Source organism: Candidatus Chryseopegocella kryptomonas (assembly GCF_001536065.1).
Taxonomy (GTDB): Bacteria; Bacteroidota; Ignavibacteria; order Kryptoniales; family Kryptoniaceae; genus Kryptonium; species Kryptonium kryptomonas.
The window spans coordinates 1-15,164 of sequence record NZ_CZVW01000009.1 but is presented as its reverse complement, the minus strand read 5'-3'; the positions used below and the strand labels follow the sequence as shown (position 1 = coordinate 15,164).

General features: G+C 35.9%; 13 protein-coding genes. 5 read left to right on the top strand and 8 right to left on the bottom strand.

Annotated elements, in window-relative coordinates; genetic code table 11:
- Positions 1–21: 21 nt before the first annotated feature.
- The 5 genes from AWW83_RS05055 to dnaX are packed head-to-tail and all read right to left on the bottom strand — an operon-like array spanning position 22 to position 4,291.
- Positions 22–402: a methylglyoxal synthase gene (locus AWW83_RS05055; protein ID WP_092349468.1), complete on the bottom strand. Its 381-nt coding sequence runs from the start codon at positions 400–402 to the stop codon at positions 22–24.
- Positions 365–712 carry a hypothetical protein gene (locus tag AWW83_RS05050; RefSeq protein WP_092349464.1) on the bottom strand — a complete coding sequence of 116 codons (348 nt, stop codon included), beginning with the start codon at positions 710–712 and terminating at the stop codon, positions 365–367. The genes AWW83_RS05055 and AWW83_RS05050 overlap by 38 nt, the downstream gene beginning before the upstream one ends.
- Positions 713–731: 19 nt before the next feature.
- The gene (gene bshB1, locus AWW83_RS05045) at positions 732–1,475 is read right to left on the bottom strand and encodes a bacillithiol biosynthesis deacetylase BshB1 (RefSeq protein ID WP_092349461.1); all 744 of its coding nucleotides are present in this window, start codon (positions 1,473–1,475) and stop codon (positions 732–734) included.
- A 22-nt stretch (positions 1,476–1,497) separates the two neighbouring features.
- On the bottom strand, positions 1,498–2,469 hold the full coding sequence (locus AWW83_RS05040; RefSeq protein WP_092349458.1) for a PorV/PorQ family protein: 972 nt from the start codon (positions 2,467–2,469) through the stop codon (positions 1,498–1,500).
- A gap of 4 nt (positions 2,470–2,473) precedes the next feature.
- A complete protein-coding gene (gene dnaX, locus AWW83_RS05035; protein ID WP_092349455.1) occupies positions 2,474–4,291 on the bottom strand; it encodes a DNA polymerase III subunit gamma/tau in 1,818 nt (605 codons plus the stop codon).
- Positions 4,292–4,422: 131 nt separating this feature from the next.
- Here dnaX and AWW83_RS05030 point away from each other — a divergent pair, with 131 nt between their 5' ends.
- From AWW83_RS05030 to AWW83_RS05020, 3 genes are read left to right on the top strand one after another with little or no spacing between them, the layout of a single operon-like run.
- Positions 4,423–5,010 (top strand): riboflavin synthase, encoded by a 588-nt coding sequence (locus AWW83_RS05030; RefSeq protein ID WP_092349452.1) that lies wholly within the window; start codon positions 4,423–4,425, stop codon positions 5,008–5,010.
- Positions 5,011–5,023: 13 nt separating this feature from the next.
- Positions 5,024–5,794 carry a hypothetical protein gene (locus AWW83_RS05025; protein WP_092349449.1) on the top strand — a complete coding sequence of 257 codons (771 nt, stop codon included), beginning with the start codon at positions 5,024–5,026 and terminating at the stop codon, positions 5,792–5,794.
- Between the two features lie 15 nt (positions 5,795–5,809).
- Positions 5,810–6,610 carry a DUF4198 domain-containing protein gene (locus AWW83_RS05020; protein WP_092349446.1) on the top strand — a complete coding sequence of 267 codons (801 nt, stop codon included), beginning with the start codon at positions 5,810–5,812 and terminating at the stop codon, positions 6,608–6,610.
- On the opposite strand, the gene AWW83_RS05015 is transcribed toward AWW83_RS05020, so the two are convergent.
- Complete coding sequence (locus AWW83_RS05015) at positions 6,611–6,847, bottom strand: hypothetical protein (RefSeq protein ID WP_092349443.1); 237 nt, start codon at positions 6,845–6,847, stop codon at positions 6,611–6,613.
- Positions 6,848–6,850: 3 nt separating this feature from the next.
- The gene (locus AWW83_RS05010) at positions 6,851–8,026 is read right to left on the bottom strand and encodes an ArsA family ATPase (RefSeq protein WP_092349440.1); all 1,176 of its coding nucleotides are present in this window, start codon (positions 8,024–8,026) and stop codon (positions 6,851–6,853) included.
- 167 nt (positions 8,027–8,193) lie between these two features.
- On the opposite strand from AWW83_RS05010, the gene secG reads away from it, so the two are divergent.
- On the top strand, positions 8,194–8,457 hold the full coding sequence (gene secG / locus AWW83_RS05005) for a preprotein translocase subunit SecG (RefSeq protein WP_092349437.1): 264 nt from the start codon (positions 8,194–8,196) through the stop codon (positions 8,455–8,457).
- 159 nt (positions 8,458–8,616) lie between these two features.
- On the top strand, positions 8,617–11,823 hold the full coding sequence (locus AWW83_RS05000; protein ID WP_092349434.1) for a hybrid sensor histidine kinase/response regulator: 3,207 nt from the start codon (positions 8,617–8,619) through the stop codon (positions 11,821–11,823).
- A 46-nt stretch (positions 11,824–11,869) separates the two neighbouring features.
- On the opposite strand, the gene AWW83_RS04995 is transcribed toward AWW83_RS05000, so the two are convergent.
- On the bottom strand, positions 11,870–15,164 hold a 3,295-nt coding region (locus tag AWW83_RS04995; protein WP_092349429.1), incomplete at its 5' end, for a FlgD immunoglobulin-like domain containing protein.

Genomic DNA, 15,164 nt, shown 5'->3' with positions numbered 1-15,164 from the left:
CAGAAAATAATTGTTAAGTTTTTAAATGCCTTCAGAAATTGCGTTGATTATGATCTCAGCGGTCGCAAGATTTGTCGCAAGTGGAACATTGTAAACATCGCAAACCCGCATTAGCGTTTTTATGTCTGGATCATGCGGATGAGGTTCAAGTGGATCATGTAGAAATATAACAACATCGCATTTGCCTTTGACGACAAGATCTGCTATTTCAACATCTCCACCGTATGGTCCAGAGTGATATGCCTTCACTTTCAAACCGGTTTTCTCTCGGACAAGTTTTGCAGTTGTTCCTGTCCCGATTAAGTTGAACTTTTCAAGCTTCTTTTTGTTTTGAGTTGCAAATGCGACCATATCAGCCTTTTTCCTATCGTGCGCTATTAGTGCTATTGTTTTCTGTTTCATCTTGCTCTTTTTTTCTTTTCAGAAATATGAACCAGACAGGCGATTCAATGATTGTTGAAATAAATATAACAAGTGTGTCGTGGATTGCTTTTAATTTTGAGGTCATCTCTTTTCCGATGAAAAATGCTCCTGCGATAAATCCGCCAACTTGAAGAGCAATGAAGAAAAGAACAAACAAAAAAATCAAAACAAGCAACGCTGATTTAATCCCACCGTTTTTATTCTGTCTGTATGCGAGAATTGTAAAGATGACGATGTGAAGTGTGTAAAAAATTACATTTACAAGCCCAAGAATTTCTTCGGTTTTCAATTTTGTAAAGTTTTTATTTTTAACTTCGCAAAGGTAAAACTACATTTTCAATTCCATTTAAACCAACAGGGCTAAGTGTTAAAAACGGCTCGCCATATTTGCGACCTATCATCTCACCAAAAAATCGTGCTCGCGCTACAAGATATTCTTTAAAATCTGGCGTGCTCAAAAGTGTCTCCCTTGCGCTTATCTTCACGCCCGGATTGAAAAATTGCGACTTATAACATTCAATCACCTTTAACTTCTTCTCAAAAACATCGGTTATATCAATTATCAAGTTTGGTGTGAATTGCTGATAATAATACTGGACATAGAAGAAAATTTTCTTCGGTCTGTGCGGTTCTTGGATTTTTCCGTTTAGCTTTGTTTTGAACTTAACAAGTCCAGACAAATACCACGCTTCACGAACAAGTTTGCTTGTGTTTTCGTGATCCGGGTGTCTTTCAATCCAGTATGGTGCGAAAATTATCTCTGGTTTGTATTTTCTTATGATTTTTATCAGCTCAATTTTATTTTCCATTGTCACTTCAATCCCGCCATCTGGCAACCCAAGATTTTCTCTTATGCTCACTCCCATAAGTTTTGCTGCCTCCTTTGCTTCGCTTTCTCTTATTTTCTCATCCCCACGCGTTCCAAGTTCTCCTCTTGTCAGATCAAGAATCCCAACAGGATAATTTTTTTGCGTAAGTTTTATTATCGTTCCACTACAACTTAACTCTATATCATCCGGGTGAGCAGCTATTGCAAGAGCGTAAAGATTCATATATTTTCAATGGTTTTATTTTCTAAATGATTGTAAATTTTACAGATATTCTATGCGTGTTTCCAAGTTCAGAGTTAAATTTTGCAAATGAATAATCAATGTCAAGCCGATTTAATTTTAGCCCAGTTCCAAGTGTAAATTCTTTGTTTTCAGTTAAGCCAGTGCGAATTGAAATTATCTCTTTGAAAGTGTATTCAGCACCTATGTTGAAGTCCGCGCTTAAAAAATTTGTCCCGAGAAATGCAGTTCGTTTTCTTCCTTCAAATCTTAAAATTAAATCAATCGCAGGTGTAAATTTTCCCCAGAGAATTTGAAATTCTCTGCTTATCCCTGTTGAAAGTGATGGTGCTATAAGTTCGTTTCTGCCAGTGTTCCAAGCAACGAGAGTTGAGGTTGCATCTTTCAAAACCGCACCAATTGCAAAGTTTGAAATTTTATACTTAACCCCGAAATCAAAGCCAATCCCAATTCCGTTATTCTTTTCAATTTTTCTGTAAATTAACTTAACATTCCCACCGATTGAAAGTTTTCCGTCCGAAATTTTCCCCAGAGAAAATATCCCAACCCAGTCAGATGAAGAAACAAAGGAAAAACGCTCTGGATCAAGCCGATCAACATCGGGATCAAAAATTCCATTTCCATTATTATCAAAAAATGCGTTTTCTGTAAATGGAATGTCATCAACTCCAATTCGTATCAAGGAAATTGCAAGTGAATATGAATTGCTTGGTTTAAAAGCAAAAGCAATGTAATCGTAGTTTACAATTCCAGCAAATCTTTCATCGTGCATTAAAATTATCTGCGAGTTTGAGATTTCAGCAAGACCTGCGGGATTCCAATAACCTGCGGTCACATCATTTGCGATGCTTGTGAATGCTCCACCCATTCCAAGTGCTCTTCCGCCAACGCCAATGTTAAGAAAATCACCAGCGTATTTTGAAAATTTAAAACTATTTGAAAACGAAATCGTTGTCAGAGCAAAAATTGAAAACATTAAGCTAATCAATCGGCTTTGCACCAAGATTTTCAACGAGTGATTTGACAAATGGCGACTCATTTATCAATTTTTTTAATTTTAAATCGGGGCTGTATTTTACGACATCCTCTTTAAATTTTTCAACATCACAAATCCCAAGCTCAATTTCAAATTCAACACCAAACAACTCTTTTAATTTTTCTCTGATGAACGGGCGATTTTTCTTTATCCATTCAAGATGAATGTCGTTTGAAGCCCCAACTTTGAGTTTTTGATTTTTAAGCTCAATTGGATAGGATAATTTTAAAGCAGTGGCAAGATTTAAATTAAAACTTTGTGCAATGTCCGCAAGTTCATCCCATTTTTCACGGATTGAATTTAAAAGTTTATCTGGATTTTCAATTTTATTTTCGGGTTTATCAGCTTCTGCAGATGGTTTGGTTTTATAATCTGCAAGCGGGTCTTCAAAAAGAATGTTAATTGTTGAGATGTCTTCGGTTTGAAGAGAATGATCTTCGTTTTTGGTTTCTTCTTTCTTTTCCGTGTTTTGAGCTGATTGTGTTTTCACTGGTTCAATTTTATTTCCCCCTTTCGGGGGATTATTAAAATTTTCGGAATCAAACCTCTTTTCAAGTTCTTCAATTTTTGAAATAAGTTCCTGAATTTTAACTGTGCTGTCTATACTTGAAATGGTGATAACCCAGCTTGCAAGTATAGACAGCACAGTTAAAATAAGTTCCTGAATTTTAACTGTGCTGTCTATACTTGCAAGCTGGGTTATCACCATTTCAAGTTTTAATCTCGGTTGCGGAGACCATTTGATCGTTATCTCCGCATCATTTACAATTTTAAGCATTCTTAAAACATCTGGCTCGTTAAATTGTTTTGCTTCTTCAAGATAACGTTTCTTGTAATATTCCGTTGCTTCAATCAATTCATCTGATTTAGTTGTAATAGCCACGAGTATATTCCGAAGATGTTCGGATAAACCGCTTAAAAATTCCTGAAAATCATATCCCTGTTTCACAATTGCATCAACAAGCTCAAATCCAGCACGTATGTCTTTATTTTTGACTATGTCTGTGACTTTGAAGAAGATTTCCTGATCAATTATGTTTAACGCATTTATTACATCTTCAATTTTAATTTTTTCACCGCAAAATGAGACAACTTGATCAAATATACTTAAAGCGTCTCTTAATGAGCCGTTTGCTTTCTTTGCGATTGTAAAGAGTGAATCATCATCAATTTGAATTTTGTCTTGCTGTGCGATTAATTTAAGTCGTTCAATTATCTTTTGGATTTCAATTCTTCTGAAATCAAATCTCTGACATCTTGATAAAATTGTTGGCGGAACTCTATGTGGTTCTGTGGTTGCGAAGATGAAAAGTATATGTGGCGGTGGCTCTTCAAGCGTTTTTAAAAGAGCGTTGAATGCTTCTTTTGTCAACATATGAACTTCGTCAATTATATAAACTTTGTATTTTGCTTTCGTTGGAGTGTATCTTACGGACTCACGAAGATCTCTGACTTCATCAATTCCTCTGTTTGATGCCCCATCAATTTCAAGGACATCAATGCTTCTTCCACTTGAAATTTCAACGCACATTTCACATTCATTGCATGGCTCGTAATCTTTTGGGTTTAAGCAATTAATTGCTTTGGCGAGAATTCTTGCAACGGTTGTTTTCCCGACGCCTCTTGGACCTGCGAAGATATAAGCGTGCGCAACTCTTCCAAGTTTAAGTGAATTTAAAAGCGTTGCGGTTACATGTTCTTGTCCTACAACTTCACTGAATTTTGTCGGTCTGTATTTCCGTGCGGTTACAAGATAAGTCATATTTCGGAGTCCTTTTTTATTTTGAGACAATATAATAAAAAACGGTTGAAAAATTCAACTTGCTTGATTTTTTTGCACTTTAACTTTATTTTTAACCTGTCAAGTCAATCAAACGAATTTTATATTTGAAGATGTTTACAGGAATTATAGAGGAAATAGGTAAAGTTAAATCAATTGCGCAAAAGGGCGAGGCGAGAGTTTTAACAATTGAATCAAAAAAATTGTTAAGTGAAATTAAAATTGGCGATAGCGTAAGCGTTAATGGCGTCTGTCTTACGGTTTTTGAGAAATCAAATGATTCCTTTAAAGTTGAAGCAGTTGAGGAAACAATTAAAAAAACAAATCTTGGAGATTTGAAAGTCGGCGATTTCGTCAATCTTGAACTTGCTCTTAAACTTGGGGAACGCCTTGGTGGACACATTGTCCAAGGTCATGTTGATACAACGGGTGTTATTAAAAGCATAAAAAAACTTCACAATAGCTGGATTTTTGAGATAAAATTTCCCGTTGAATTTAGAAAATATCTCATTCCAACTGGCTCTATTGCAGTGGATGGGATAAGTTTAACGGTTGCTGATGTAAATCGTGATAGATTTAAAGTTTCAATAATTCCATTCACTTGGGAAAACACGAACATTAAATTTAAAAAAGTCGGAGATAGGGTAAATCTTGAATTTGATTTTTTCGGCAAGTATGTTGAGAATTTTTTAAAACAATGAAAAGGAGAAATTTATGGCAAGAAGAATAAAATACTGGATAGAGGATAACGGGAAAAATTTTTTAAGCGACGATGAATGGGAAGAGATAATGAAATTGCAAAGGTGGTATAATTCTGAATTTGTCTGGACAGCTGGTAAGATAAATTTTAAAAGGTTTGCTGTATTTCCGAATTGGGAGAATGTTGAACTTATGATGTGGGCTGGCGAAAAAGAACCAGTGAAAAATGTAATTTCAAAAAAACTTGAACTTTTTCTATCTTCTGGGATGAACGAGGTTGAAGCGCTTGAGAAACTTGAAAAAGAAGGTTTGATAGTTTTAAAACGAGGTGGATACATTGACAATTCAATAGCAAGCGGGATAACGAGGATCGGGGGAAATGAATTTAACGCATATCTTTTGTGTGAATTTCTTCTCAAAGCATCTATAATTGCCACGGGCGCTGAAATAACTGTGTATGATGAAGGGGAATTTGTTAAAAGCGGATTAATTAAAATGAAGGCGGGCGAAGTTTATGTTTATAAAACCGAGCGAATTTCTGATGAAAAATGGGGCGAAATGAGAAGACATAAAAAGGTTTTTTCAATCGTTGACCCGTCAAAATATGCAAATTATCCACGACTTAAAAATGTCATCCCAAATTATAACTCACTTAACAAAAAAGACAAACTTGCGATTTTGCACGACTGGAACTGGCTTGGATATGGCGATCCATATGATTTTGATGGCGATGATTTCACAGGTTATGACCTGAACAAAAAAGCAAGGGCAATTATCTTTATGTAAAAAATTGGAGCAAAAATGAAGAAAATTTTGCTTGCTATTTTGCTTTTAAATCAACTTTACTCACACGATTACTGGCTTCATCCGCAAAAATTTAGACTGTCAAAAGGTGATACGCTTATCGTTCATCTTTTCGTTGGAGATAAACTTAACAAAGAAATTGAGCGTGAATTTCAAAAGAATATGACAAAGAAATTTGAGTTAATCACAGATGAGACAAAATTCAATTTGATTGATGGACTTAAAGATGGAACAATTCCTGTGTTAAATAGAAAAGTTGATTTTGAAGGTTTGGGGCTTATCCTTATGGAAAGGGACTTTGCGTATATAGAACTGAAACCTGAAGAATTTCAAGAGTATCTTGAACACGAGAATCTTGATGAGATTAAGGAAATCTGGAAAAAGATGGGAAAAAGGAAAGTTGAGAAGGAAAGATACAGCAGATTTTTGAAATCGCTGATCGTTTCTGGAAGTAATTTTAAGGGTGAGGTTTATAAAAAAGTTTTCGGGCAAAAACTTGAAATAATTTTGCTTCAAAATCCATTTGAGTTAAGCGTGGGGGATAGTATGGAGGCGAAAATTTTATTTGAAGGCAAACCTCTGCCTTATAAAACTGTGATGGTTTATAATCAAAGTTCAAAAGATGGTAAATTCACGGAGCAAAGAATCAAAACAGATAAAAATGGCATTGTTAAGTTTAAACTGAATTCAGATGGATTCTGGCTGATCCGTTTAGTTCATCTTCTGCCTTGTGATAAATGTAAAGATGTCAACTGGGAAAGTTTCTGGGCATCTTTTAGTTTTGAGATACGAAGATAATCACTTTACTTTAACTTTTCTTGCTGGCTCTTGCTTTGGTTTTTCCTCAAGCAATTTATCTGCTATTGCAATTCCAGCATCAATTATTGATCTAATGGCGAGTAGAAATTCCTTATTTGCTTGAATAAAATGTTTTTTCGTCTCGTTTAGCTCCGGCGGTAATGATTCAAGTATTGCTGAAAAATCCGGAAGAGGTATGTAATACTTCGGCATTTGTTTTTCTTTTTCCTGTGGCATTTTTTAACCCTCCTTTGTTTTTTCAAATTCAACTGTTAAAATTCCATCTTTTAAAGTTGCTTCTTTAATTTTTGCTGACGCAAGTGTGTAAGGAAGAAATATGTTTCTTCTGAAGCTCGGAAGTTCAATTATTAATTCGTCGTTTTTTACCCAGATGTTAAGCTCTTTCTTTGTGAAAAATGGCATTTTCAATTTAAGAAAATATCGCCCGTTTGATTCTTCAACTTGAATCGGTTTGCCTTCGTAATAAACTTTCGTCGGGTCATCATCGCCATAAAGATTATGAGCAAATTTTAAAAGTTTGTCAAGTCCGGTAATTTCATCATCTTGAAGGAAAGAGATTTTTATAGGTATCGGTGAAAATGCTTCTTTAACGGTTTCAATGTGTTTTGACTGCGTCTGTTTCCATTTTTTGAAATGTTTATCTTGAATTTCCTCTGGAAAAATTTTATTCACAATCACGAGATCAACTGGGAAACCAAAAAGGTTCAAATATGTGTATGCTCTCTGTGATTCTTTTATAACCATCTTTTCTGCATTTACAACAACTCTTACAGAAGATTTTTTGACATCGGTTAAAATTTTCTTTGTGTGTTCAATTTTTTTGTAAAGTTCTTCAACCTGCGCATAAACATCATCAGATGGAAGAGGGAATTTGACAACTTTTTCAGCCACAGGTCTTATCGTTTTTACAAGTTTTCTTTCAAGCGGGAAAAATCTCTCCATATACCAACTTACTATGTCTGGAAAACTTAACATTCTAATTGTGCTTGCGGTCGGAGCACAGTCAATTATTATGACATCATAACTTTTCTGATCATGGTATTGAGAAATTTTAAGTAAGCTGAACAATTCCTCAAGCCCCGGGAAAATTGCAAATTCTTCGGCTATGAATCTATCAAAACCTTGATAAGACAAAAACTTAACTACAAAACCCTGAATTTTATCCCAATTTAATCTAAGCTCTTCATTTACATCCAGTTCCTGCGCATAAAGTTTATCGGTGATTTTAACTGGATATTTTCCGACTTTTCTTGAAAGCGAATCACTTAAACTATGTGCTGGGTCAGTGCTTATGACGATTGTTTTATAGCCAAGTTCAGCGCATAAAACAGCAGTTGCTGATGAAACAGTTGTTTTTCCGACGCCACCTTTGCCTGTGTAAATTAAAATTCGCATCGGGTTGGGAAAATTTATTTTTCTGGTTTTAAATTAAACAAGGTTTGGCTTTTGATGCAATCGTTAGACCTTTCTTGTTAGGGAGTTATTTTGTTTTTGTTGGTAATTTTGATTAAATTTTAAACACAAAAAAATTTAAAAACAAAATTCAACCGAAGCTTAAAACGATGTATTCTGTTCTTGTTGCAATTGAGATAATTATTGCGGTTTTGCTTATAATTGCGGTTTTGCTTCAAGCTGGAAGAGGTGGTGGGCTTGCTGGCGCATTTGGTGGCGCTGGTTTCGGAACTGTATTCGGAATAAGAAGAACAGCAGATTTTCTAAGCAAAGCAACCATTACTCTTGGGGCAATTTTTCTTCTGCTTGCAATTATAATCAATCTTTTCTTTCTTCCCGGAAAAAAACACCCGAAAGCGTCCGGGAAAGCATAATCCAGCAAAGAGCTAAATCTGTTCCGCCCGTTACTGTTCCTGCTCCTCAACAGGGACAATCTCAACCAGCTGCAACCCCGCAGGAACAGAAGTAGGTGTTTATGATTTTGGCAACTATGTTTTTGAATTTTGCTTTGAAATTAAAATTATGAGGTCTTTGTGGAGTCACACTTATTAGGTCTTGTAAGTGAAGCACTTGAATTTTTATATGTTCTTTTGCCTGTAATTTCGCTTACAGTTCTTGCTTATAGATTAACATCTGAAACTGGGAAAAGAACAGGTTCATCTCTTCTATTTTTCTCCACTGTCTTTTATCTAATTGCAACTTATGAGTCGTTTTACATCACTGCTAATTTTGGCATCATCACGAGCACAGAACTTATAATTTTGCAATTTATTTATCTTCTCGCTGGTTTTCTTTTGATCTCGGGGATTTTCTCGCTTCACAATTTCTTCGCCAGAATAACCGAGATTGGCAGTTTAAAATCAACTTTGAAAAAAGCATTCCCAATTCTTCTTGTATATCTCCTTTCGCTTGTTCCATATTTCTTGATGCAATCGTATGAAAAGATAATTTATCTTTTCACTGACCTATTTTATGTTTTGATTCAAGCGCAGTTTTTCGTTGCTTATTTTGTATTTGGTGATATTATGCTTACGAATAAAATTGTGTGCGAGAAAGCGCCGAAGAGAAGCAAACAAATAAAACTTGTCTCGCTTTACTATTTGATTGAGGCATTTGTGTGGCTATGGGGTTTAAAGTTGGGTATTTCAGCAAACATTCTCAATAAAATTTATCTTGGGTTTGAGATAGCTGGAACATTTGTCGCTGGATTCTTAACATTCAACATATTGCATGTTTTAATTTCGCATTCGCCTTTAATTCTTGATAAGTTTGGCTCAAAATATCTTGCAATTGCAAAAGCGGGGTTAATTAGGCGATTTACAGTTATGGCTGTATTTGCAGGGATTGCGGTTATTTTAACTGGAACATTTTCGGCGGGAGTGTTTTTCCAAATTCAGGAAAGAGTTTTCTTTGACAAAGTCAAAAAAGATGCAGAGATAATAAAAGTTTTTGCAAGGGAAAGCGAAAGGGAAATTGAAAATTTATCAATGCGTGTTAAGCTTTTGACTAAAAATGATTTTAGAAGCGAAAAAATTAGAGACACTTTAAAAAGTTTGATTGAAAGATACGGGGAACTTGTCTCAAATGTTTTCTTCTTTGATGAAAAGGGAAATGTTTTTTATTCTCATCCTAAAGCTGTTGAGATTTGGATACCTTATAAAAATTTTTCTCCAGATAATTCAAGCGCATCGCTTTTTCTCAGGGACGAAAGCGGGCATTACCATCTCTATATCTTCTATCCAAGGTATGAAGCAAATAAAATTTTTTCAGGTGGAGTTGGAATTGAAATAAATTTTGACAGCATCAGAGAAAATTTAAAAAAGACGCTTGAATCACCTGCAAACATTTATTTCATTGATTTATCACGCAACATAATCTCTGCGGATTCCGAAAAAGAACTTGGCAAAAATTTTCTACAGTATTTAAGCTCTGTTGTTGATCAACCCGAATCAATTCGCTCAATACTTGAAGGCGTGGAGAAGGCAGAAAGCCCTGAAAGTTTTTCATCAAGAGTATACAAAAATTCAAGGCGAACAATTCTTGCTCTTTCTCTTACCCCTGTAAATTTTAATGGGGATGGTTTCTTGATTTGTGATTATCATTTTCTTGAAGATTTTTCACTTCTTGAAGTTTTACCAAAATCGGCTTTCGTCTGGTTGATATTGAGTTTGCTGGGCATAGTTATAAGCGTTGTGACGGTGCTTTATCTTAATTTTAAATTTTCCGAACATCTTGAATATGAAATTGAGAAAAGAACGATTGAACTCTTAAAATCTGAGGAAAAATACAGGTCAATTGTTGAAAATCCATTTTTCGGGGCTTATCTTATGGACGCATCCGGATTTAAATTTGTCAATGACAAGTTTTGCGAGATTTTTGGATATACGAAAGATGAAATTTTGAATTTGAAAAATTATTCTGTTTTGATACATCCAGATGACAGAGAAAGATTGAATCAACAGTTGAGAAGAAGATTGAAGGGTGAGTTTGAGATAAACAAGTGGAGTGCAAAAGGATTAAGAAAGGATGGGCAGGTTATTTTCATAGAGGGTTATACTAAAAGAGTTGAATACGAAGGGAAACCAGCAGCGCAGGGTATGATTATTGATGTGACGGAGGAAGTTAAAAGGAGAGAGGCGCTACAACAATCTCAAAAGCTTGAAGCACTTGGGACGCTTGCAAGTGGAATTGCGCACGATTTTAACAACATATTGCAGATAATAATCGGTGCAGGTCAACTTCTTGGAATGAAGGTTAAAAATCCTGAATATGAGAAATGGATTAACACGATTACATCAACTGCTTTAAGAGGGGCAGAACTTGCGAGACGACTTCTCACATTTGCACGGAAGAAGCCAACGGGTGAGGTGAAACCGATAAATCTTCATCATTTAATTGAAGAATCTGTTAGAGTTTTTAGAGAGACATTTCCGAGAAACATTGAGATATCTTGCGAATTTGGCGCTGATAACTTTACAATTCTTGGTGAAGAAGCGCAGGTTCAGCAAATAATTTTTAATCTTGCTGTTAACGCAAAAGATGCTATGCCAGATGGTGGGAAGTTAATTTTTAAAATGGAAAATAGATTCGGGAATGGATTTGACGCAAAGCCGGGAGTTGAATATATTGTTATGCATGTGATTGACACAGGAATTGGGATGACGGAAGAGGTTAAAAGAAGATTGTTTGAGCCGTTTTTCACGACAAAGCCAGTTGGAAAAGGAACAGGACTTGGACTTTCAACTGTCTATGGAATCGTTAAATCATACGACGGCTTTATAAAAGTTTATAGCGAAGTTGGGAAAGGAACAAAGTTTTCAATTTATTTGCCAGTTTATAAAGAAGAAACAAAGGTAGAAACAGATTTAAAAGTGGAAGTGAAGAAAACAGGAACATTACTTTTAATTGACGATGAGGAAGAAATAAGGTTTGCTGGAAAAGAACTCCTTGAAACTGAAGGATTTAAAGTTTATACAGCCGGAGATGGTTTTGAAGGCGTGAACATTTATAAAGAGCATAAGGATGAGATTGACCTTGTGATTCTTGACTTGAACATGCCAAAGATGAGCGGTAAAGAAACGCTTGCACAACTTCTTTTGATAAATCCAAATGTGAAGGTTATAATTGCAACCGGCTATATCACTGAGTCGGAGAGAGAAGAAATTAAAGGTGTTGCGGGATTTATTGAGAAACCTTTTGATATAGTCAAACTTTTGAAGATGATCAATGAGTTAATTTAAATCGGTTAATGATAAATCAAAAAAGGGGGTAGATTTTAACACAACATCACTTCATAAGTATTGCTTTTCTTGTCATCGTGAATTCTCTCCCGTCTTCAAGTGATTTCGCATACATCGTGTAGAAGTAAACACCTGATGAAACAAAATTTCCAAAATCATCTTTACCATCCCAAAATAATTTGTATTTGCCCGGTGCGACAATCCCGCTGTAAAGTTCTTTTACCTTTTGTCCAAGCGAATTCCATATTATCAATTTAACGCTTGAGTATTCAGGGACTTCAAAATCAAGCACTGTTTCTAAATTAAACGGATTTGGGTAGTTTTGGTGAAGTATGTAAGTTGAAGGCGTAATTCCAGATGCATTACTCACATTAAATCCAACATTATAAGAGAGATTATTTATACTTGCTATTACTTTTGGCTCTGATGCGAGGAATTGTTCAACTGTGATATTGGCTAAAACTATCGTAAAATATGAAATTTTCCCTACTTTAAATGTCTTGCCACCTTCGGCAAAAAGTAAGATAACAACTTTGTTGAATTCATTTCTTGCCCAGGCAATTTTTAACCCACTTGCATCAGGTAAAGCCCATATTTGAATTTCTCCCGGCAAAATAGACGAAGCAAATTCTATTTGTAAGCCTTTCAAACCATAACTTTGGTTTTCCACCGTAACTTTTATTTTGCTTGATTTTTCTCCGGGGTTGAAAATTTCAAAATTTACAAATACATCTGTTGTGTTTTTTCTAAATTTGGCGTGTAAATTTTCGGGTTGATAATTTCCATTGGAGATTTTAAATGCAGGTCTTCCTACAACTGCTGATATAACACCGCTATAACTTGGCCAAACTCCATTTGTCACAGCATCAACAAGAACTGCAAGATCCATTTGTTCAATTTGATCATCTCCTTCTCCATTTGTTGGATCGCCATCTCCGCCAGTTCCCCAAACATCAGCAGACCTTCTGTCCGCTTTATCTAGATTCGTTCCACCGTAGCCATCACCTTCATAAAAATATCTTGTCCCATATATTGGATCATTCACAGGCACAGCAGAGTAATTCTCAATTATAATATCTGCAAGCGATGTAATGTCTGATATATCTATTGAGCCATCCCAGTTTATGTCTCCGTATTTTCTATTTTGTGTGTATCCAACGGGAGTAAAATATGGCACTGTTATGGGGAAGAGAGTAATTGAGTTAACAGTCAAAGTTGTATACCCATCGGTTATAGTTTGATTTGATAACGAATATGGAGGATTAACGGTGCGTATTTGCGCTGGGTTTATGTTTGTTAGATTTATGTAATATGTTCCATCTATCGTGGGCGCATCAAATGTTAAAATAGCAACAATATATACACCTTCGCTTAAGCCATTATCTATAAGCAATGAGCTTATAGAATTCCCTGTTATCGTGACCCTTACACCACCAGGAATGTTTGTTTTTGAAATGTTGAAACTTCCAGAAATTGAAGGATGTAGCGATACATTTCCTGAATTTATTGATATGCTTGGGCTTGTGATTTCAAATGTAAAACTATAAACTCCTTCCTCAGGCGGTGTTCTATCAAGCCAGCTTAACCTTACATATGCGGTATTTCCAGTTGAACCTGTGATAACTGAAATTGAACTAACAGAAAATCCAACTGTTAAAACCTGCTCAAATAAATCCGGAATCGTCAAACTTGCAAGATATGAATATAGAAGTCCCATTATCTGCGTGAATTGACCTCCGATATAAGCTCTTCCTGTTGAAGGTGAAAGCAAAATTGTATAGACAGAGTTATCTGCATTCGGATTCCAGGATGTAGCAGAACCAGTTGCGAGATCAATCCCAGCGATGCGATTTCTCGGCTGTCCGCCTATAATTGTGAAAGCACCACCGACATAAGCCGTAGAACCTGTTAAGGTGATAGTGTAAATTTGTCCATTTGCGTTTGGATTCCACGGCAAAAGATTTCCACTCACAGCATCAACAAGTGCTATATAATTTCTCGTTGTTAAATTCACAGATGTGAATTGACCCCCGATATAGACATTTGAGCCGGAAACAGCGATTGCCCATACGATATTATTAACATTTGGCGCCCACGAAAGAAGCCCGCCAGAGTTTAAATCAAACTTTGCTAATCTATTTCGTGTTTGACCGTGTATACTTGTAAATGCACCACCAACATATAAAGCACCGCCTGAAACAGAGAGAGCATAAACGTTTCCATTTGCGTTTGGCGCCCACGGCGTTATTAAACCTGAACTCAAGGAAAAAGAAGCAAGATAATTTCTTGTATAAGCTGCTCCTTGCGTGATAGATGTAAATGCACCACCGACGAAAAGAAAATTAATGCCATCACTTGCAATAGTTCTCACATCCGAATTTGCGGATGGATTCCACGATGTTAGAGTTCCATCTGTTAAATTAAAAGAAGCAAGACGATTTCTCGGTTGCCCCGCAACAGTGGTAAATTGACCTCCTATGTAAAGCGTTGAACCAACAGCAAGCATCGTAAAAACCGTGTTATTTGTTCCCGGATTCCAGTTTGTTAATTTCCCACTTGAAAGATCAATGCTTGCTATGTAATTTCGTGTATAAAGATTTATTTGCGTAAAGCTCCCACCTATAAAAACATCACTTCCGTTCTGACCGATAACATACACTGTGTTATTTACGCTTGGATTCCAATTTGAAAGGACAGGTGGAAATGAAGGATTGCTAAATTTCGCAATTCTATTTCTCTGCTGAGCGTCAACGGTTGTGAAACTTCCACCTATAAAAATATCATTAACATCAGCCGTAACAAAATAAACTGTTCCATTTACATTTGGAGCCCAGCTTGTTATATTTCCTGTGCTTAGATCAAAAGAGCATAATCTACTTCTCGTCTGCCCTGCAATTGTCGTAAATGCGCCACCACATAATAAAAAATCACCATAAGTTAATAAAACTTTCAAAGAATAAACGGTGTTATTTGCTCCAGGAGTAGGATACCACACAACTGCCCCAGTTGATGCACTTATCCCTGCGATATAATTTCTTGTAATGCCACCTATAGATGTAAATGACCCTCCGACATAGACGGTTGTCCCATAAACTTGAATTGTGTAAATCGCACCATTTCCAACATTTGGATTCCAAGTATCCGCACTGCCCGTGGTTGGATTTAACCTTGCAAGGCGATTTCTTCCAGCACCACCTATATTCGTAAATGCACCACCAACATAAATTCCTATTCCTGATGGATCTGGCAAAATTGAATAAACTGTGCCATTTGCATTCGGATTCCACGATGTAACTTGACCTGTTGAAAGATCAATTTTTGCGATTCTATTTCTTGCAACG